Source organism: Streptosporangium brasiliense, assembly GCF_030811595.1.
Lineage (GTDB): Bacteria > Actinomycetota > Actinomycetes > Streptosporangiales > Streptosporangiaceae > Streptosporangium > Streptosporangium brasiliense.
The window spans coordinates 3302012-3320075 of sequence record NZ_JAUSRB010000002.1 but is presented as its reverse complement, the minus strand read 5'-3'; the positions used below and the strand labels follow the sequence as shown (position 1 = coordinate 3320075).

The window sequence follows — 18064 nt, the reverse complement described above, 5'->3', positions numbered from 1 at the left end:
GCCGGAGGCTCCCGGGGCGGTCCGCTCTCTCCTCGCACCGCGTGGGAGTCCGTGGGTGACGGCTCCCGGGTGACGACGGATATGACAAGGGACGCCCCGGAGAGGCGTCCCTGGACAGTGTGTTCGTCCCGGCCCCTTAGGTGAGGGCCGGCTCACGATCCTGCAGGCGGGTGAACGCCTCATCACGGGTGCTGGCCGCGAGTTCGTCGTTCTGGGCCTGGAGCCGGGTGAGCTCTGCCTCGAGATCACGGATGCGCTGCTGGAGACGGCGCATTTCCGAGACCATACGAGGGTCAGGACCGCCGACGTGGCCGAGTAGAGCCTTCGCCATGGTTAAGGGTCCTCCACGCTGAGTGACCAGACTGGTTCGCGCACTTCTTGCCGCGGGAGGGGTGCGCGTGGTTCTTATCAAGAGTCGCACTGGTGAGGGAGACGGTCAAGTTGAACGCTCCGCTCGGATGCACCTGTGGGCACTCCCGACGGTAAAATATACCCCATTTTGGGGAGCTAAAGGAACGGTTAGCGCTCCACAAAACCGGTGGATCCTCCCTTCGCCTCGCTCCAGCGCTCGACGACCCCGTCGACGCGGCCCGGCGTGTCGCCGCCGCGGAGCAGTTCCAGCAGCCTGACGCAGGAGTCCTCCGGACCCTCCGCCACGACCTCCACCCGCCCGTCGGCGGTGTTCCGCGCCCAGCCGACCAGGCCGAGCTCCAGCGCCCGCGCCCGCGTCCACCAGCGGAAACCCACGCCCTGCACCCGCCCCCGGGCCCAGGCGGTCAACCGGACCTCCGTCATGACCGGGCCTTTCTCGGACGGGGCTGGCAGCGGGGGCAGCTGTAGGAGGAGCGGTTCATGAACGACTCCCTGATGATCGGGGTGCCGCATCTCCGGCAGGGCTCGTCCCGCCTGCCGTACACCGCGAGCGAGCGGTCGAAGTAACCGCTCTCGCCATTGACATTCACGTAGAGACTGTCGAAGGATGTGCCGCCCTCCGACAGCGCCGCGGCCATCACCTCGCGGGCGGCGCCCAGCAGCTCGGCGATCTTGGGCCGGGTCAGCGCCCCGGTGGGCCGGGCACCGTGCAGCCGGGCCCGCCAGAGCGCCTCGTCGGCGTAGATGTTGCCGACGCCGCTGATCAGCGACTGGTCCAGGAGCGCCCGCTTGATCTCGGTCTGCCTGGCGCGCAGCCGGCGGCCGAACAGCTCCTCGTCGAAGTGCTCCTCGAACGGGTCGGCCGCGATGTGCGTGATCGGCTCCGGCACCGGACGGCCGCCGGCCTGGGCCAGCGCGGTCACCAGCACGTGGCCGAAGGTCCGCTGGTCGACGAAGCGCAGGTCGGGACCGCCGTCGGTGAAACCGATCCGGACGCGCAGGTGCTTCTCCAGGGCCGCGCCGGGCTCCACCACCAGCAGCTGGCCGCTCATCCCCAGATGCGCCAGGATCGCCTCGGAGCCGCCGTCCAGGGGGAGCCAGAGGTATTTGCCCCGGCGCTCGGCCGGGCCTATCACGCGGCCCTTCAGACGGGCGGAGAACTCCTCGGCGCCGGGGATGTGCCGCCGGATCGCCCGCGGGTGCAGCACCTCGGCGTGGGCGACCACCCGCCCGGACACCCAGCGCTCCAGACCTCGCCGGACGACCTCGACCTCGGGCAGCTCGGGCATGCGCCCCTCCTTGAACGGCTCAGCTGGCTTCGCGCTTGTCCCGGTCCTGGCGGATCCGGTTCCAGGCCGCCTCCGCGGCCTGCTGCTCGGCCTCCTTCTTCGACCGGCCGGAGCCGGAGCCGTACTCCTCGCCACCGAGGCGGACGACGGCGGTGAAGGACTTGGCGTGGTCGGGGCCGCTCTCCTCGACGTGGTATTCGGGCACGCCGAGCGACTCGGAGGCGGTGAGCTCCTGGAGCGAGGTCTTCCAGTCGAGTCCGGCGCCCAGCGAGGCCGAGCGGGTGATGAGGGGGTCGAAGAGCAGGTGGACCACGCGGAACGCCTCGTCCAGCCCCCTGTTGACGTAGACCGAGCCGATGAGCGCCTCAAGGGTGTCGGCGAGGATCGAGGACTTGTCACGGCCCCCGGTGCCCTCCTCGCCCCGGCCCAGCCGCAGGAACCGGCCCAGGCCCAGCGTGCGGGCCACGTCGGCCAGGGCGCGCATGTTGACCACCGCGGCCCTGAGCTTGGCGAGCTGCCCCTCGGGCAGGTCCGGGTGGTTGCGGTAGAGGGTGTCGGTGACCACCAGGCCCAGCACCGAGTCGCCGAGGAACTCCAGGCGCTCGTTGGTGGGCAGGCCGCCGTTCTCGTAGGCGTAGGAGCGGTGCGTCATCGCCCGCTCCAGGATCGCGACGTCCAGCCGGACCGAGAGGACCCGCTCCAGCTCGTCCCTGACGGACTCGACGGCAACTGGCTTAACGCTCGTACCCACGTCTTCTCCTCGCACGTTTCTCGTTCGAATGCGCGATGGCGAAGGGGGACGAGAGATGCCCGAAGACGTGGTGGGCGCCGGGAGGGTACGCGTCATCGCGGACCCCGGCGTCCACCACAGCCGCGGGCGGACCGCCATCGCATTGGTGTGCTGACGGTTACGCCGGCCGGGCCGGAGGGCCCGGCCGGCGTCCGTCGGTCAGCATGCGATCAGGCGGAGGGCTCGATCACCTGACGGCGGTTGTAAGTGCCGCAGGTCGGGCACGCCACGTGCGGACGCTTCGGCGAGCGGCACTGGGGGCAGCTCACGAGCGAGACCGCGGCGGCCTTCCACTGCGACCTGCGGGAGCGAGTGTTGCTCCGCGACATCTTGCGCTTGGGGACAGCCACGTCAGCTCTCCTGATCGTTGTTATGTTCCGGAATCAGACCTTGCAGCTTGGCCCAGCGTGCGTCGATCACCTCGTGCCCGTGGTCAGGCTCGGCATCCGCGAGCCTGACCCCGCATTCCGCGCAGAGCCCCGTGCAGTCTTCACTGCAGACCGGGCTCAACGGCAGTGTGAGCACCACCGCGTCACGGAACGTGGGTTCAAGATCGAGCAGTTCGCCGTCGAGGATCGAGTCACCCTCGGCGGCATCCTCCGCCGAGTAGAAGAACAGCTCCTGGAAGCTCACCTCGGTATCCGAGATGACCGGCTCCAGGCACCGCGCGCACTCCCCCCGCAGCGGGGCTTGCGCCGTGCCCGTGACGAGCACGCCTTCCATGACCGCCTCAAGCCGGATCTCCAGCTCGACATCGGCGTCCTTGGGGACACCGATCATCTCAACGCCGATCTCCGCCGGTGCCGGGAGAGAGCGGGTGATCCGGAGCATCGAACCCGGTCGCCTGCCCAGATCGTGGGTGGATATCACCCAGGGGGCTCGAGGATCGAGGCTGTGCAGAGTCATTCCGCTCTCATCAGGCATGGCGAATCAACGCCGTTGTGCAAGGCCAAAACAAGAGAATACCAGGAGCTAACCCCTGAGCCGTTCGACCAGAAGCTCCTGCACGAGGTCCGGGACCAGGCCGGCCACGCTCCCACCGTACCGGACGATCTCCTTGATGCGGCTGGAGGACAGGAAGGACACCTCCGGGCCGGTGGCCATGAACAGCGTCTCGACCCCCGACATCCGGTAGTTGAGCTGGGCCATCTGGAGCTCGTAGTCGAAGTCGCTGACGGCGCGCAGACCCTTGACGATCGCGGGGATCTCCTGCTGTTTGCAGTAGTCCACCAGCAGGCCGTGGAACTTGTCCACGCGGACGTTGCCGTACTCCTTGGTGACGGTCTGGAGCATCTCGATGCGCTCCTCGACCGTGAACAGGCTCTTCTTCTCGATGTTGATCAGGACGGCTACGACGACCTCGTCGTACTGCCGGGAGGCCCGGCCGATGATGTCCAGATGGCCGTTGGTAACGGGATCGAACGATCCCGGACAGACAACGCGACGCAAGGCGAACCCCCTGCTCTATGGATTCCCGGCGGCGCGACCGTACCAAACGGACGCTTCGCCGTAACGACGGACCCTCTCCTCTTCGTATCCGGTGGGCCACACCAGGTCCTTCCCCCGGCTCTCCCGCTCCACCGCGACCAGCGCGTCCTCCGCGAGCCAGCCGCGATCTCGCAGCTGCCCCAGCACCGCCTCCACCGCCCCGTCGGTCATCACGTAGGGCGGATCGGCGAAGACGAGGTCGTAGGGCTCCTCGGTGCCCCGCTCCAGCACCCGCTCGACCCGGTCGGCGGCGAGCGTGGCCCCCGGGAGCCCGAGGGTCGCGATGTTCGCCCTGATCGTCCGGACCGCCTTGGCGTCGGACTCCACCAGCAGCGCGTGGGCCGCCCCCCGGGACAGCGCCTCCAGCCCGACCGCGCCGGAGCCGGCGTAGAGGTCCAGCACTCTCGCCCCGTCCAGCGCGCCGAGCAGCGACCCCACCGTGGAGAAGATGCCCTCCCGGGCCCGGTCACTCGTGGGGCGGGTCCCCCGCCCCGGTGGCACGGCCAGCCGCCGCCCCCCTGCGCTCCCCGCGATGACTCGACTCACCCGCCCATTGTCTCAGTGCCGGATGTCACCCCTCGTCCCACAATCTTGGCCAACGGCCCGCCCCGGCAGCCCGGCGTGTCGCGGCGGATCGCATAACCGCAGGTCAAAAGGGTCTGGGGAGGTGATCTAGGTCAAGAGTGGGCAAGGAGTGGCGACGAAAGCGCAAGGGTCGTTCCACCCGGTCCCGACGCCTTGCATGATGAGTCGTGCGGCCTCCAAGTGACCCAGGGGGAGGCCGACCGGCGTGATCGTGAGCCCTTCCGCACGCCGGTGCTCTCGGCACCTGACCCGAGAGTGGGCCCAGGCGGGGACGGCATTCGGGGGGAGGCCGTCCCCGCAGTTGGGCGTCCGCCCCGCATCCCGCCGCACCGCCGGCGGCCCCCTTCCGGTCCTCAGGTCTTCTCGAGATATTCCGCGCGCTCGTCGGCCAGGAGCCGGTCGATCTCCATCCGGAGGACGGGGTGCCCCGCCAGGTCGGGGTCGGCCGTCAGCATGGCCTCGGCGTCCTGGCGGGCGGCGTGGATGACGTCCTCGTCACGCAGGAGCTGGAGCATCTTCAGCGACGACCTGCGGCCCGACTGGGCCACACCCAGCACATCACCCTCACGGCGCTGCTCCAGGTCGACCCGGGACAGCTCGAAGCCGTCGAGGGTCGCCGCCACGGCGTCGAGCCGCTGGCGGGCCGGGGTGCCGCCCAGGGAGTCGGTCACCAGCAGGCACAGGCCGGGCAGCCCGCCGCGGCCGACCCGGCCGCGGAGCTGGTGCAGCTGGGAGACGCCGAACCGGTCGGCGTCCATGATGACCATGACCGAGGAGTTGGGGACGTCGACGCCGACCTCGATGACCGTGGTCGCCACCAGGACGTCGACCTCGCCCCGGGTGAAGGCCCGCATCACGGCGTCTTTCTCCTCCGGCGGCAGCTTGCCGTGGAGCACCGCCGTGCGCAGGCCCCGCAGCGGACCCTCCGACAGCATCTCGGCCACCTCCAGCACCGCCAGCGGCGGACGCCGCTCGTCGTCGTCCTTCGACAGGTCGCCCTCGTCCCCCTCCAGGTCGCCGATGCGCGGGCAGACGATGTATGCCTGCCGGCCGAGCTCGACCTCCTCGCGCAGCCGCGTCCAGGTGCGGTCCAGGAAGTGCGGCTTCTCGGCGGCGGGCACCACGTGCGTGGTGATCGGGGCGCGCCCGGAGGGGAGCTGGGAGAGCGTGGAGACCGTGAGGTCGCCGAAGACCGTCATGGCGACCGTGCGCGGGATCGGGGTGGCGGTCATGACCAGCACGTGCGGGCGCCCGCCGCCGGCCTTCTCGCGGAGCGCGTCGCGCTGCTCGACGCCGAAGCGGTGCTGCTCGTCCACCACGACCAGACCGAGGTCGGCGAACTGCACGCGCTCCTGGAGCACCGCGTGGGTGCCGACCACGATCCCGGCGGTGCCCGAGGCCGCGTCGAGCATGGCCGAGCGGCGGGCCGCCGCGCCCAGCGAGCCCGTCAGCAGGGCGACCGCGGTGCCGCCGAACATGCCGCCGGCGGCCAGGTCGCCGAGCATGGCCGAGATCGACCGGTGGTGCTGCTGGGCGAGCACCTCGGTGGGCGCCAGCAGCACGGCCTGCCCTCCGGCGTCGACCACCTGGAGCATGGCCCGCAGCGCGACGACGGTCTTGCCCGCGCCCACCTCGCCCTGCAGCAGCCGGTGCATGGGATGGGCGAGGGCCAGGTCGGCCGCGACCTCCTCCCCCACGCTCTGCTGCCCCTCGGTGAGCTGGAACGGCAGGCGCCCGTCGAAGTCGGCCAGCAGCCCGTCGCCGCGCCGGGGCCGGGGCGTGGCGGGCCAGGAGGCGGCGGCCATCCGGCGCTGCAGCAGCACGGCCTGGAGCAGGAACGCCTCGTCGAACTTGAGCCGTTTGCGGGCTCGGGTCACGTCGCCGTGATCGCGCGGCCGGTGGATCGCCTGGAGCGCCTCGGCCAGGCCGGGCAGCTTGTGCCGGGCCCGCAGCTCGGCCGGGAGCGGGTCGTCGAGGGGGCCCATGGTGTCGAGGACGACACCCAGTGCCCGGCGGATCGCCCAGGGCGTCACGTCCTTGCCCGCCGGGTAGATCGGCACCAGCGCGGCGGCGAACTCCTCGGCTCCGGCCTCGCTCTCGTCGAACATCTCGAACTCGGGGTGGGACAGCTGCCACCTGCGCTTGTCGCCCTGTCCGAACGCGCCGACCTTCCCCGCGAACATGCCCCGCCTGCCCGGCCGCAGCCGTGTCTCGGCGATGTGGGAGGCCTTGCCGAAGAACGACAGGTAGATCCTGCTGCGCCGGCCGTCGACGACCTCGACCTCCAGCCAGGTGCCGCCCTTGTTGCGCATCGGCTTGCGCATGGCCCTGGTGACCTCGCCCACCACGGTGACGTGCTCGTCGACCTGCAGGTCGTCGAGATCGGTCAGCTCGCCGCGCTCGGCGTAACGCCGGGGGTAGTGCCGCAGCAGGTCGCCGACGGTGCGCAGGTCGAGGACGCTCTCCAGCAGCTTGGCCGTCTTGGGGTCCAGTGCCTTCGCCAGCGGCTCGTCAAAGCTCGTCACCCCAAGTTTCTACCGTGTCCGGGCGACAGAATTCACGCGGCGCCCCCTGCCCGCTCACCGCCCGTCACCGCACCGCCCCGTCCCGGCCGTCACCGGCCCGCGTACCGTCCCCGGCCGTCACCGGCCCGCACCGCACCGTCCGTCACCGGCCCGCCGTACCGTCCCCGGCCGCCCGCCTCCCCACCGGCCTTCCCGTCCGCCGCGGCGCCGGGCTCACTCGACGCCGATGAGCAGCGGGTAGCCGCCCTGCCCGCCCTCGTACAGGACGACCTCGACGTCGGGCCTGGTCTCGGCCAGATGGTCCTGTACGGCCCGCGCCAGCCCCTCCGGCGCGTTGACGCCCTGGAGCATGGTCACCAGCTCGCTGCTCGCCGACACCATGCGGCGGGTGATCTCAAGGGCGGTGTCCACGAGGCCGGTGCCGATCACGGCGGCGTCGCCGTCGATCACGCCCAGGACGTCTCCCGGCACGGTCAGGCCCGCGCTCGTCATCACCTCCCGGTCGGCCACCCAGACGTGCCCGTGGCGGGTGTGCGCGGCCGCCTCGGTCATGGCCACCACGTCGTCGTCGAAGCGCCTCAGCGGGTCGTGGACGGCCAGCGCCGCCAGACCCTGCACCGAGGCCCTGGTGGGCAGCACGCTGACCACCAGCCCCTCCTCGCGGGCGATCTCGGCGGCGGCCGCCGCGACCTCGCGGGTCCCGCTGTCGTTGGGCAGCACCACGACCTCCGTGCCGGCCTCGCGGATCGCGGCCAGCACCGCCGCCAGGGGCGGGCTGGAGCCGGGCTCCCGGCGCACCACCACCGCCCCCGACTGCTCGAACACGGCGCCCAGCGCGGGCCCGGCGGCCACGGCCACCACGCCCCGCCCCCGGGCCGCCGGGTGGGTCCTGCCGGAGCCGACCAGGTAGGTCACCTTGATCCGGTGGGGTCGGCCCACCCGCATGGCCGCCTCGATCGCCGCCCCCGCGTCGTCCACGTGGACGTGCACGTTCCACAGGCCGTCGCCGCCCACGACCACCAGGGAGTCGCCGAGCGCGTCCAGCTCGCCGCGGAGCGCGCCGACCGCGGCCTCGTCCGCGTCGAGCAGGTACATGACCTCGTAGCCGGGGCCCTCCCCCACCTCCGGGCCCACCTCCGGGGCGACCCTGTGGGCCGGCGCCGGGATGTCGACCCGCCCGGTGTAGGAGTCGGTGACCACCGCGGCGAGGCTCTCCAGAATGATCGCCAGCCCGGCCCCGCCCGCGTCCACCACACCGCTGCGGGCGAGCACGTCGAGCTGGTCCGGGGTACGGCGGAGCGCCGAGCGCGCCTCGTCGGCCGCCCTCCTGGCCACCGAGGCGAGGTCTCCCGTCAGGCCGCGCACGGCCCCGGCGACCGCGGTCAGCACGCTGAGCACCGTGCCCTCGACCGGCCTGGCCACCGCGCCGCGGGCCAGCTCGGCGGCTCTGACCAGCCCGCGCCCGAGATCGGCGCCCCGCCCCTCGGCCGCCCTGAGCACCTCGGCGAGGCCGCGCAGCGCCTGGCTGACGATCACTCCGGAGTTGCCGCGGGCGCCGAGCAGCGCGCCCTGCGCGAGCGTCTGCCAGGTGGTCGCCGCGTCGGCGTCACCGGGCAGCCCGTCGAGCGCCTCGGCCGCGGAGAGCATGGTCAGGTGCAGGTTGGTGCCGGTGTCGCCGTCGGGCACGGGGAAGACGTTGAGCGCGTCGATCTCCTCGCGCGCCTTCCCCAGCGTCTCGGCGGCCAGCCGTGACCACCGCCGGACCGCCGGCGGGTCGAGAACCTGCAGCATGCCTGCCCTCCACCCTTCCGATATGCGCTACGGTTGCTCTGGAGATTATCCCCGTTCGGCCAGTCATGGCGGCCCGTGTTGGCATGCAGGGCCGGACATCGGATATCCTCGTGTGGCCAGCCGGTTGTCCCGGCGTGCCCGATGACCGCCTGCTTGTGCGGCGGATCGAGCCTCTCGACTGATAAAAGGAGCGAACCGTGGCTTCCGTCTGCGACGTTTGCGCTAAGAAGCCGACCTTCGGCAACAACGTCTCCCACTCGCACCGCCGCACCCGCCGCCGCTGGAACCCGAACATCCAGCCCGTGCGCGCAGTGGTGAACGGCACGCCGAAGCGGCTGAACGTGTGCACCTCCTGCATCAAGGCCGGCAAGGTCACCCGATAGTCAGGCTTCCTCGCAGCCCGTCGCCCCGGAAGGGGTGACGGGCTGTTGCTTTTCGGGCCTTGCCATGGGACCGCCGCCCCGGGCGGCCGGTGCCTGTGTGGGCGCTCCTCCAGGTCAACGCCCTGGGCACTTTCCGGTCCCGGTCGGTGCTGGAGGGGAGCGTCCTGGAGGTCCGCCAGACGCCCGCCCCCCACCAGGTGAACCTCGCCCGTGCCCGCGTCCGGCTGGGCTCCTCGCCGGAATGCCCGGAGGCCGGGCACCGGCCCGATCGCCAGGATTCTCTAGGGCGTTTCCTGTGGGCCCGCGTCCCGGCGCCACTGCCAGGCGTGGTCCACCGGGCCGATGCCCTCCCCCAGCGCGAACCCGTGGGCGATCGCGCCCGTGACATATGTCTTGGCCCGCTCCACGGCGGCCGGGACGTCCTCGCCGCGCGCCAGGTAGGAGGCGATCGCCGAGGCCAGGGTGCAGCCGGTGCCGTGGGTGTGGCGGTTGTCGTGGCGCTCGGCGGTGAAGCGGAACTCGCGGGTGCCGTCGGTCAGCAGGTCCACCGGGGCGCCGGGCAGGTGGCCCCCCTTGATCAGCGCCCAGGTGGGGCCCAGCTCCAGGACCGCCTCGGCGGCCCGGCCCAGGTCGGTTTCGTCCTCGACCTTCACCCCGGTGAGCTGGGCCACCTCCCAGAGGTTGGGGGTGACCACGGTGGCCGTCCGCAACAGGCGCGACTTCACCGTGTCGACGGCCTCGGGGGCGAGCAGCGTGTCGCCGTGCTTGGAGACCCCCACCGGGTCCACCACGACCGGCGCCTCGACCCCGGCCAGCACCTCGGCGACCACCTCCACCAGCGCGGGCGAGGCCAGCATCCCGGTCTTGACCGCCTGGACGCCGATGTCGCCGAGCACCGAGTCGAGCTGGGCGCGCACCGCCTCCGGCGGGAGCTCCCAGTATCCCTGGACGCCCAGCGAGTTCTGTGCGGTCACCGCGGCGATGACGCTCATGCCGTGCACGCCCAGGGCGAGCATTGTCTTCAGGTCGGCCTGGATCCCGGCGCCGCCGCCGGAGTCGGAACCGGCGACGGTCAGCACACGAGGAGGGGTCGGATCGGTCATGTCTCCATCCAACCAGCTCCGGCTCAGACGACCGAGCACTCTCCCCGGGTGCTCCAGCAGCTCCGCGGGGCCTGTGCCCGGCCCTGCGCGGTGAAGGTGAGGACCAGGTTCTCGCCGGCCTCCAGAGACGCGGCCGGCCCGATGACCAGGGTGTCGCCGTTCTGCTCCCAGCCGGCCCCGCTCACCGAGGTGACCTCGCCGCCGACCGGCAGGCTCAGCGTCAGGTCGGTGAGCCGCTCTCCGGCGGTGACCACGAGCTCGGCGGTGTAGACCTCCGCCTTCTCCGTGACGACGCCGAAGTCGACCGTGATCGCCGCGCCGCCGGCCGCCGGGGGGTTCGGCGTGCCGGGGTCGTCCGGGACGGAGGGCTGGGGGTCCGGGGGCTGGGTGGCGTCCGGGGTGTGCGCCGGGTCCTGCGTCCGGGTGTCGGTGACGAGGGACTGGCCGGTCCGGCTGGGCTCGGGCTCCGGCCGCTCGGTGGGCCGCGCGGGCTCGGTGCGCCGGGCGCGGGTGGCCGTCGGCGTCGGGGTGGGGGCCGCGGTCGAGGTGCGGCCGGTCCGGCTGCGGGTGGCCGCCGGTGTGGGGGCGGGGTCGGTCTCGCCCTCCTCCGCCGTCTCGGGCTCCTGGCTCGGCGTGGGCTCCCCGGTCTGGTCGGCGGTGCCGGCCGGGTCGGTCGGGTACGGCTCCGACTGGTCCGGCGTCTCCGCCTGGCAGCCGCTGGGCGGGCAGTCGGCGGTGGATCCGGCGGGGCTGCCCAGCATCTGGACTCCGGCCACGGTCCCGCCGAGCACCACGGCCACCGCCGCGACGGCCAGCACCAGCGTCCTGACCCGCCCGCCGGAGCGGCGCTTCTCCTCGGGCCAGACCGGGTCGGACAGCTCCGAGGCGGCCGACCACCCCGATCCCAGGAACCCGGCCCGGGGCTCGGTCACCGCCGACTCTTCGGGACGGAGCCGGCGCCCGATCGGCTCGTCGCGATAGTCAGGCTCCGGGGTGGGCTCCGGCTCGCGTTTCCCCCGGTTGCGGGGGGCTTGCTGGTCATGTCCACCGTGGCGGCCCATGTTGCCCCTTTCTCTCGGGAATCTCGACCGCCCATCTTCATACCAGTTTAATAACCGTTTGTGGCAAATTTAACTGATGTCACAGGAGTGGGAAACGTCACTTCCGGAAGTGATCCCAGCCGCCGTGCTCCAGCTTGCGGCCCCTGACCTGTACGCCCTCGCCCTCGGTCACCCGGCCGACCACGGTCCATCCGGACGGGAGCCGTACGTCCTCGGGGAAGGTCGCAGCGAGGGCGTGGTCATCCCCGCCGGTGAGCACCCACTCCAGCGGATCGGCGCCGAGCAGCCGGGCGGCCTCCTCCAGCGGCGCGGGGACGGCGAAGTTTTCGGGGGCCAGCACGATGCCGATCCCGCCCGCCTTGGCGAGGTGTCCCAGGTCCTGGAGCAGGCCGTCGCTGACGTCGAGCATCGAGGTCGCGCCGAGCGCGGCCGCCTCCGGGCCGCGGGCGTAGGGCGGCCGGGGGCGGCGGTGGGCGTCGATCAGCTCCGCCGGCTCGCTCAGGCCGCCGTCGAGCAGCGCGAGCCCGGCGGCGGCGTGCCCGAGCCGCCCGGCCACCGCCACCGCGTCGCCCGGACGCGCTCCCGAACGCGTGACCGGTGCGCGCCCGCCCAGGTCGCCCAGGGCGGTGACGCCGATCACCACCAGATCACAGCGGGTGATGTCGCCGCCCACCACGCTGGCGCCGACGAGGTCGCACTCGTCGCGGAAGCCGTCGGTGAGGTCGTCCAGCCATTCGGTGGCCGCCTCCGCGGGCAGGCCGAGACCGACCACGATGCCGGTGGGGTCGGCGCCCATCGCCACGACGTCGGAAAGATTCTGCGCTGCGGCTTTTCGACCGATGTCGTACCCACTGGACCAATCGCGACGGAAGTGCCTACCCTCGATCAATAAGTCTGTCGTCACGACGACCCGGCCGTCTGGAGCGCTCACCATCGCGGCATCGTCTCCGGGACCGAGCAGTACGGCTCTTCCCTGGGGCAAACGCCCAGTAATACGTGCAACAACTCCGAATTCGCCGAGATCTCCGACTGTGATGACGCACCTCCCGTTCATCACAGGGTACGGTGGCCCTTCGGCACTGATCCAATCGCCCGGGAGGACGTTATGGTGCAGGCCTACATCCTTATCCAGACCGAGGTCGGCAAGGCGGCGAACGTGGCCGGGGAGATCTCAGGGATCTCCGGCGTCACCCAGGCCGAGGACGTCACCGGCCCCTACGACGTTATCGTCCGCGCCGAGGCGCGGAACGTGGATGAGCTAGGCAAGCTTGTGGTGGCTCAGATTCAGGCGGTCGAGGGGATTACACGTACGCTTACGTGTCCAATCGTCCACATTTGACCTTTCAGGAACATGCGTGATGTCACTCCGGTTCGCTCGTTGGACGGGGTACGCCTGCGCCCTGCTGATCCTGGCGGGATGCAGTAGTACGGTCCGGGTGGATCCCCCCACCCCGGAGGGTCCGGCCGCCGCCGCGTGCAGGACACTCGGCGAACGGCTGCCGCAGGAGCTCGACGGTGCCGCCCGGGTGGAGACCACCCCGGCGTCGCCGTACGTCGTGGTCTGGGGGGAGGCCGGGATCGCGCTGCGCTGCGGGGTGCCGCGGCCGGCGACGATGACGGCCACCGAGCAGGTGCCCGAGATCGACGGGGTGGCGTGGTTCTCCGACCCCGCCAGACCGTTGCTGTTCACCTCGGTCGGCCGCGAGGTCTACGTGGAGGTGACGATCTCCCGGCAGCATGTCCCGGAGAACGTCCTCGTCGACCTCGCGGCCCCCATCAAGGCGGCGCTACCGTAGGCCCGGCGACCGGCGCAGCGCGAGCTGGATCAGCCGGTCGACCAGGTCGGCGTAGGACAGGCCGGTGGCGGCCCACAGCTGCGGCGCGACCGACATCGCGGTGAAGCCCGGCATCGTGTTGATCTCGTTGAGGACCAGCCGGCCGTCGGTGGTGTAGAAGAAGTCGACCCGCGACAGGCCCTCGCAGCCCAGCGCCTCGAACGCGCGCACGGCCATCGCCCGCAGGTTCTCGGCCACGTCGGCGGGGATGTCCGCGGGCACCGACAGGGACATGTCGTCACCGATGTATTTGGCCTCGAAGTCGAAGAACTCGTGGTCGCCGCGGACCAGCACCTCACCGGGCACGCTGGCCCGCGGGGCGTCGTCGCCCAGGGACTCCAGCACCGCGCACTCGATCTCGCGGCCCACGATCGCGGCCTCGACCAGCACCTTGGGGTCGTGCTCGCGGGCGAACTCGACGGCCGACTCCAGCTCCGCCAGGTCGTGCGCCTTGGAGATGCCCTGGCTCGACCCGGCCCGGGCGGGCTTGACGAAGACCGGCCAGCCGAGCTCCTGGACCTCCTTGAGGACCCGGTCCCGGTCGGTGCGCCAGTCACGGTCGCGGATCACGACGTAGGGGCCGACGGGCAGGCCCGAGGCGGCGAGCACCATCTTCATGTACGCCTTGTCCATGCCGACCGCGCTGGCCAGCACCCCGGAGCCGACATAGCGGACCCCGGCCATCTCCAGCAGGCCCTGGATGGTGCCGTCCTCGGCGAACGGCCCGTGCATCACCGGGAAGACGACGTCGACCCGGCCGAGCTCGACCGGGATGCTGCCGGGCTCGGAGGCCACCAGCGTGCCGCCGCCGGACGACAGCACCAGGCCCGTCCCCCCGGCGTCGACGGCCGGCAGCTCGTCGCCCTCGATCGCGTAGCGCTGGTCGTCCGAGACGAGCACCCACCGGCCGTCCTGGGCGATTCCGATGGGGACCACCTCGTACTTGGACCGATCGATGGCCTCCAGCACGCTACCGGCTCCGAGGATGGAGACGGCGTGCTCGGAGTTACGGCCACCGAAGACGATTGCGACCCTCGGCCGGGTTTCGTGCTGCTCGCTCATGATGACCGAATCTACCCCCTCTGAGAGGTCAATCCGCCTGTCAGACGCGCCTATCCCGCCGATTCGGGGAGGGAGTCCAGCGCCTGGGTCACGTCCATGATCAGGTCTTCGGCGTCCTCCAGGCCGATGGAGAAGCGGACGGCCGCCGCGTCGATCCCGGAGGCCCCGCCGGCCGGCCGGCCGGTCGAGGCCAGGTGCGCGGCCTTGGTCCGGGTGCCGCCGACGGAGGTGGAGATCGAGGCGAGTCTGAGGGCGTCGATCAGCGCCGTGCCCGCGCCGTGGCCGCCGCGCGGGGTGACCGTCACGCAGGCGCCGTATCTGGTGCCCTCGGGCCCGGAGTCGAACAGGTGCCTGGCGAGCTGGTGACCCGGGTGCCCGGGCAGGCCGGGGTAGTCGACCCGGCGGACGGCGGGGTGCTTGGCCACCGCCGCGGCGAACACCATCGCGGTGGCGCACATCCGGCGCACCCGCAGCGGCAGGGTCTCCAGCCCCCGGCGGAGCAGGAAGGCGTCGTCGGGCGAGAGCGTCCCCCCGATGTCGACGCAGACCTCCCGGAGCCGGGCGATCAGGGCGGGACGGCCGACCGCGACGCCGCCGGTGCAGTCGTCGTGACCGCCGAGGTAGCGGGCCGCGGAGTGGATCACCAGATCGGCGCCGTGCTCCAGGGGGCGGCAGACGACGGGGGTGGCGAAGGTGGAGTCGACCACCAGCAGCGCGCCGGCCCTGCGGGCGATCCGGTAGAGGCCGCGGATGTCGGCGACGGCCGTCGTGGGATCGGACAGCGTCTCCGCGTAGATGATCTTCGTGTGGGGCTGGATCGCCGCCTGCACCCGTGCCGGGTCGCCGTAGTCCACGAAGGCGGCGTCGATCCCGAACCGGGACAGCACATTGGTGATCAGCGAGTGGGTCCCGCCGTAGAGCGGGGCCGGGGCGACGATGTGCGTGCCCGCGCGCAGGAAGGTCATCAGGACCGCGTTGACCGCGGCCATCCCCGACGAGAACGCCTGCCCGGCGACGTCCTCGGGCGCCGCGGCGCCCTCCAGCGCGGCCACCGCCGCGGCGAAGGCGGTGGTGGTGGGGTTGTCGATCCGGCCGTGGGCGGAGCCGGAGCCCCCGCCCTCGAACGCCTCGGCGAGCTGGCCGGAGTCGGCGAAGCTCCACGCGGAGCTGCGCCACACCGGGGGGCCGAGGGGGGTCCGCCGCGGCGCCGGCGGGGCGGGCAGGTGCGCCGACCGGGTGTTCTCGCCCTGCCGTCTGCGCGCGCGTCGGTTCACACGCCGTACCGTTCCGGCTTGGGGGTGCGGGACATCAGCAGCATCGCGGCCTCGCTGGGGGGCAGCCCGTCATGGACGACGGCCACCACCACCTCGGTGATCGGCATCTCCACATCGTGCTTTCTGGCCAGCTCCAGGACCGACTCGCAGGACTTGACCCCCTCGGCGGTCTGCTTCGTCGCGGCGACGACCTCGGCCAGGGTCATGCCCTGCCCGAGATTCTTGCCGAAGGTGCGGTTGCGGGACAACGGGGAGGTGCAGGTCGCGATGAGGTCGCCCATCCCGGCGAGCCCGGCGAAGGTGTGCGGATCGGCGCCGAGCGCCGCGCCCAGCCGGGAGATCTCGGCCAGCCCGCGCGTCATCAGCATCGCCCCGACGTTGTCGCCGAGGCCCATCCCGGCGGCGACGCCGACCGCCAGGGCGATCACGTTCTTGACCGCCCCGCCGAGCTCCACCCCCACCACGTCGGGGTTGGTGTAGGGGCGGAACCACGGCGGCAGGTGGCAGACCGCCTGGAGCCGTTCCATGGCCCGCTCGTCGGTGCAGGCGACCACGGTCGCGGCGGGCTGGCCCCGGATGATCTCCCCGACCAGGTTGGGGCCCGACACCACCGCGACCCGCTCCTGGGGCACCTCGGCGACCTCGCAGATCACCTCGCTCATCCGCTTGGTGGTGCCGAGCTCGATGCCCTTCATCAGGCTGACGAGCACTGCGTCGGGCGGCAGGTCCGGCTTCCAGCCGATCAGGTTGGACCGCAGCGTCTGGGAGGGGACCGCGAGCACCACGAAGTCGGCGCCGTCGAGCGCCTCGGCGGGATCGGTCGTGGCCCGCAGGTTCTCGGGCAGCGTCGCGCCAGGCAGATAGTCGGGATTCTCGTGACGGCGGTCGATCGCCTCGACGACCTCCGGGCGCCGCCCCCACAGGATCGTCTCGGTGCCCGCCCCAGCCATGATCATCGCGAAGGTGGTGCCCCACGATCCCGTGCCGAATACAGCCGCCTTGGTCATTTCATCACCGTACGCCGAAGTCAGTTGTCGGAAGGTCTCTTGAACGGCGCCTCTGGCGCCTTCTCCTCGCGTAACTCAGCGAGCAGGTCCGTGATGGCCGCCATGATGTCGGCGGTCGCCTCGCGCAGGACGTCGGCGTGGAGCGGCTGTCCCTCGTACTTCGACAGGTCGACCGGCGGGCCGGTCAGCACGCGGAAGGTCTTGCGCGGGAAGAGGTCGGGCTTCTTGCTCCCGTAGGGGAGGATCTCCTGCGCGCCCCAGTGGGCCACCGGGATGACCGGCGCGCCGCTGGACAGGGCGAGCCGGGCCGCTCCGGTCTTGCCCTCCATGGGCCAGAAACGGGGGTCGCGGGTGCAGGTGCCCTCGGGGTAGAACAGCACGCACGCCCCGTCGGCGAGCCTCCGCTCGGACTCCTTCAGCGAGCGGATCGCCTCGGAGCTCCCCCGGTAGACCGGGATGGCCATCAGCGACCTCACCATGTGCCCGAGCACCGGCACCGAGAACAGCCCCGACTTGGCCAGGATCGTCGGCCAGCGCCCGTTGTCGTAGAGGTAGTGAGACAGCAGGACGGGGTCCACCCAGGAGAGATGGTTGGTCGCCAGGATGATCCCACCCTCCTTGGGCAGGCGGTCGGCCCGGCGCCAGTCCTTCTTGACCAGGAGCCACGCGATCGGCTTGACGATCGCGACTGCCACGGCGACCCAGAACCGGGAAGGCCATCCAGGGCGTCTCATGAGCTCCTCCATGTAAGCGGGATGCGCCCTAAGTGTCCCGGTTGACTCTGCGGGATGTCGAGGCGGGATGCTTAAGGCTATGCCTGCTTCGGAGAGTTCCGGCTGGACCTTGGTCGTCCCTGTCAAGACACTGGTCGCCGCCAAGACCCGGCTGTCGGAGGCGGCCGGCCCGCACCGGGCCGCGCTGGCCGTGGCGATCGCGTGCGACACCGTCGAAGCGGCGCTGAGCTGCCCGATCGTCACGCGGATCGTGGTGGTGACGGGCGACCCGGTGGCGGCCGAGGCCCTCGGCGGGGTGGGGGCCCATGTGGTCGGCGACCCCGAGGCGGGGCTGAACGCGGCGCTGCGGCACGGCGCCCAGGAGGCGGTACGGCTGGCGCCCGGCGGCGCCGTCGGCGCGCTCCAGGCCGATCTCCCCGCGCTCCGCCCGGCGGAGCTGGCACTCGTGCTGGCCGCCGCGGCGGAGTTCGACCAGGCGTTCCTGCCCGACGCCGCCGACGTCGGCACGACCTTCTACGGGGTGCGGCCCGGTGTGCCGTTCACCCCGGGGTTCGGCGGCGAGTCGCGCGACCGTCACCTGCGGCGCGGCGCGAAGGAGATCTGCCTGGAGGGGATCGACTCGGTCCGCCGGGACGTGGACACCCCCGACGACCTGCGGGCGGCCCTGGCTCTCGGCGTGGGCCCCCGCACCCTGGCGATGGCGGAGAAGATCAGGAGGGAGCCTCCCGACGGGGGGGCTCCCTCCATGTGACAGCGGCGGTCAAT

21 protein-coding genes are annotated in these 18064 nt (G+C 71.9%); 4 read left to right on the top strand and 17 right to left on the bottom strand.

Annotated features, from left to right (window positions below; genetic code table 11):
• Positions 1 to 136 precede the first annotated feature (136 nt).
• The 10 genes from J2S55_RS23955 to J2S55_RS23910 form a co-directional block, all read right to left on the bottom strand.
• Entirely contained in the window at positions 137 to 331 is a 195-nt protein-coding gene (locus J2S55_RS23955; protein ID WP_012894377.1) for a hypothetical protein, read from the bottom strand.
• Positions 332 to 519: 188 nt separating this feature from the next.
• Positions 520 to 795, bottom strand: coding sequence for an acylphosphatase (locus tag J2S55_RS23950; protein WP_306865083.1), 276 nt, complete (start codon positions 793 to 795; stop codon positions 520 to 522).
• Positions 792 to 1661: a bifunctional DNA-formamidopyrimidine glycosylase/DNA-(apurinic or apyrimidinic site) lyase gene (mutM, locus tag J2S55_RS23945; protein ID WP_306865080.1), complete on the bottom strand. Its 870-nt coding sequence runs from the start codon at positions 1659 to 1661 to the stop codon at positions 792 to 794. The genes J2S55_RS23950 and mutM overlap by 4 nt, the downstream gene beginning before the upstream one ends.
• 19 nt (positions 1662 to 1680) lie before the next feature.
• Positions 1681 to 2364, bottom strand: coding sequence for a ribonuclease III (gene rnc / locus J2S55_RS23940; RefSeq protein WP_306875551.1), 684 nt, complete (start codon positions 2362 to 2364; stop codon positions 1681 to 1683).
• Positions 2365 to 2621: 257 nt separating this feature from the next.
• Positions 2622 to 2801 carry a 50S ribosomal protein L32 gene (gene rpmF, locus J2S55_RS23935; protein ID WP_012894381.1) on the bottom strand — a complete coding sequence of 60 codons (180 nt, stop codon included), beginning with the start codon at positions 2799 to 2801 and terminating at the stop codon, positions 2622 to 2624.
• Between the two features lies 1 nt (position 2802).
• Positions 2803 to 3357, bottom strand: a complete 555-nt coding sequence (locus tag J2S55_RS23930; RefSeq protein WP_306865076.1) for a YceD family protein — start codon at positions 3355 to 3357, stop codon at positions 2803 to 2805.
• A 66-nt stretch (positions 3358 to 3423) separates the two neighbouring features.
• Complete coding sequence (coaD, locus tag J2S55_RS23925) at positions 3424 to 3900, bottom strand: pantetheine-phosphate adenylyltransferase (protein ID WP_031158615.1); 477 nt, start codon at positions 3898 to 3900, stop codon at positions 3424 to 3426.
• A gap of 15 nt (positions 3901 to 3915) precedes the next feature.
• Complete coding sequence (gene rsmD, locus J2S55_RS23920) at positions 3916 to 4485, bottom strand: 16S rRNA (guanine(966)-N(2))-methyltransferase RsmD (RefSeq protein ID WP_306865072.1); 570 nt, start codon at positions 4483 to 4485, stop codon at positions 3916 to 3918.
• A 392-nt stretch (positions 4486 to 4877) separates the two neighbouring features.
• Entirely contained in the window at positions 4878 to 7049 is a 2172-nt protein-coding gene (recG, locus tag J2S55_RS23915; protein ID WP_306865069.1) for an ATP-dependent DNA helicase RecG, read from the bottom strand.
• A gap of 213 nt (positions 7050 to 7262) precedes the next feature.
• On the bottom strand, positions 7263 to 8840 hold the full coding sequence (locus tag J2S55_RS23910; protein WP_306865066.1) for a DAK2 domain-containing protein: 1578 nt from the start codon (positions 8838 to 8840) through the stop codon (positions 7263 to 7265).
• A 197-nt stretch (positions 8841 to 9037) separates the two neighbouring features.
• Between J2S55_RS23910 and rpmB the strand changes: the two genes are divergently transcribed.
• Positions 9038 to 9223, top strand: a complete 186-nt coding sequence (rpmB, locus tag J2S55_RS23905) for a 50S ribosomal protein L28 (RefSeq protein ID WP_012894387.1) — start codon at positions 9038 to 9040, stop codon at positions 9221 to 9223.
• Between the two features lie 281 nt (positions 9224 to 9504).
• On the opposite strand, the gene thiD is transcribed toward rpmB, so the two are convergent.
• The 3 genes from thiD to J2S55_RS23890 form a co-directional block, all read right to left on the bottom strand.
• Positions 9505 to 10326: a bifunctional hydroxymethylpyrimidine kinase/phosphomethylpyrimidine kinase gene (thiD, locus tag J2S55_RS23900; protein WP_306865057.1), complete on the bottom strand. Its 822-nt coding sequence runs from the start codon at positions 10324 to 10326 to the stop codon at positions 9505 to 9507.
• A 23-nt stretch (positions 10327 to 10349) separates the two neighbouring features.
• Positions 10350 to 11258 (bottom strand): hypothetical protein, encoded by a 909-nt coding sequence (locus tag J2S55_RS23895; protein ID WP_306865054.1) that lies wholly within the window; start codon positions 11256 to 11258, stop codon positions 10350 to 10352.
• A 226-nt stretch (positions 11259 to 11484) separates the two neighbouring features.
• Positions 11485 to 12441 carry a thiamine-phosphate kinase gene (locus J2S55_RS23890; RefSeq protein ID WP_306865052.1) on the bottom strand — a complete coding sequence of 319 codons (957 nt, stop codon included), beginning with the start codon at positions 12439 to 12441 and terminating at the stop codon, positions 11485 to 11487.
• Positions 12442 to 12492: 51 nt separating this feature from the next.
• On the opposite strand from J2S55_RS23890, the gene J2S55_RS23885 reads away from it, so the two are divergent.
• Positions 12493 to 12726, top strand: coding sequence for an Lrp/AsnC family transcriptional regulator (locus J2S55_RS23885; RefSeq protein WP_306865049.1), 234 nt, complete (start codon positions 12493 to 12495; stop codon positions 12724 to 12726).
• A 19-nt stretch (positions 12727 to 12745) separates the two neighbouring features.
• Positions 12746 to 13183 carry a DUF3515 domain-containing protein gene (locus J2S55_RS23880; RefSeq protein WP_306865046.1) on the top strand — a complete coding sequence of 146 codons (438 nt, stop codon included), beginning with the start codon at positions 12746 to 12748 and terminating at the stop codon, positions 13181 to 13183.
• Here J2S55_RS23880 and J2S55_RS23875 read toward each other — a convergent pair.
• From J2S55_RS23875 to J2S55_RS23860, 4 genes are read right to left on the bottom strand one after another with little or no spacing between them, the layout of a single operon-like run.
• The gene (locus J2S55_RS23875; protein ID WP_306865044.1) at positions 13175 to 14284 is read right to left on the bottom strand and encodes a D-alanine--D-alanine ligase family protein; all 1110 of its coding nucleotides are present in this window, start codon (positions 14282 to 14284) and stop codon (positions 13175 to 13177) included. The genes J2S55_RS23880 and J2S55_RS23875 overlap by 9 nt on opposite strands.
• Before the next feature lie 50 nt (positions 14285 to 14334).
• Positions 14335 to 15558, bottom strand: a complete 1224-nt coding sequence (locus tag J2S55_RS23870) for a trans-sulfuration enzyme family protein (RefSeq protein ID WP_306865040.1) — start codon at positions 15556 to 15558, stop codon at positions 14335 to 14337.
• Positions 15555 to 16565, bottom strand: a complete 1011-nt coding sequence (locus tag J2S55_RS23865; RefSeq protein ID WP_306865038.1) for an NAD(P)H-dependent glycerol-3-phosphate dehydrogenase — start codon at positions 16563 to 16565, stop codon at positions 15555 to 15557. The genes J2S55_RS23870 and J2S55_RS23865 overlap by 4 nt, the downstream gene beginning before the upstream one ends.
• A gap of 20 nt (positions 16566 to 16585) precedes the next feature.
• Positions 16586 to 17299, bottom strand: a complete 714-nt coding sequence (locus J2S55_RS23860) for a lysophospholipid acyltransferase family protein (RefSeq protein ID WP_306865036.1) — start codon at positions 17297 to 17299, stop codon at positions 16586 to 16588.
• 67 nt (positions 17300 to 17366) lie between these two features.
• Between J2S55_RS23860 and cofC the strand changes: the two genes are divergently transcribed.
• Complete coding sequence (cofC, locus tag J2S55_RS23855; protein WP_306865034.1) at positions 17367 to 18050, top strand: 2-phospho-L-lactate guanylyltransferase; 684 nt, start codon at positions 17367 to 17369, stop codon at positions 18048 to 18050.
• Positions 18051 to 18064: the final 14 nt, after the last annotated feature.

Bases quoted from the DNA above. Each gene is read 5' to 3' on its own strand.
- J2S55_RS23955 (WP_012894377.1), bottom strand. From the start codon at position 331: ATGGCGAAGGCTCTACTCGGCCACGTCGGCGGTCCTGACCCTCGTATG.
- J2S55_RS23950 (WP_306865083.1), bottom strand. From the start codon at position 795: ATGACGGAGGTCCGGTTGACCGCCTGGGCCCGGGGGCGGGTGCAGGGC.
- mutM (WP_306865080.1), bottom strand. From the start codon at position 1,661: ATGCCCGAGCTGCCCGAGGTCGAGGTCGTCCGGCGAGGTCTGGAGCGC.
- J2S55_RS23930 (WP_306865076.1), bottom strand. From the start codon at position 3,357: ATGACTCTGCACAGCCTCGATCCTCGAGCCCCCTGGGTGATATCCACC.
- J2S55_RS23910 (WP_306865066.1), bottom strand. From the start codon at position 8,840: ATGCTGCAGGTTCTCGACCCGCCGGCGGTCCGGCGGTGGTCACGGCTG.
- thiD (WP_306865057.1), bottom strand. From the start codon at position 10,326: ATGACCGATCCGACCCCTCCTCGTGTGCTGACCGTCGCCGGTTCCGAC.
- J2S55_RS23890 (WP_306865052.1), bottom strand. From the start codon at position 12,441: ATGAACGGGAGGTGCGTCATCACAGTCGGAGATCTCGGCGAATTCGGA.
- J2S55_RS23885 (WP_306865049.1), top strand. From the start codon at position 12,493: ATGGTGCAGGCCTACATCCTTATCCAGACCGAGGTCGGCAAGGCGGCG.
- J2S55_RS23880 (WP_306865046.1), top strand. From the start codon at position 12,746: ATGTCACTCCGGTTCGCTCGTTGGACGGGGTACGCCTGCGCCCTGCTG.
- J2S55_RS23875 (WP_306865044.1), bottom strand. From the start codon at position 14,284: ATGAGCGAGCAGCACGAAACCCGGCCGAGGGTCGCAATCGTCTTCGGT.
- J2S55_RS23865 (WP_306865038.1), bottom strand. From the start codon at position 16,565: ATGACCAAGGCGGCTGTATTCGGCACGGGATCGTGGGGCACCACCTTC.
- J2S55_RS23860 (WP_306865036.1), bottom strand. From the start codon at position 17,299: ATGAGACGCCCTGGATGGCCTTCCCGGTTCTGGGTCGCCGTGGCAGTC.
- cofC (WP_306865034.1), top strand. From the start codon at position 17,367: ATGCTTAAGGCTATGCCTGCTTCGGAGAGTTCCGGCTGGACCTTGGTC.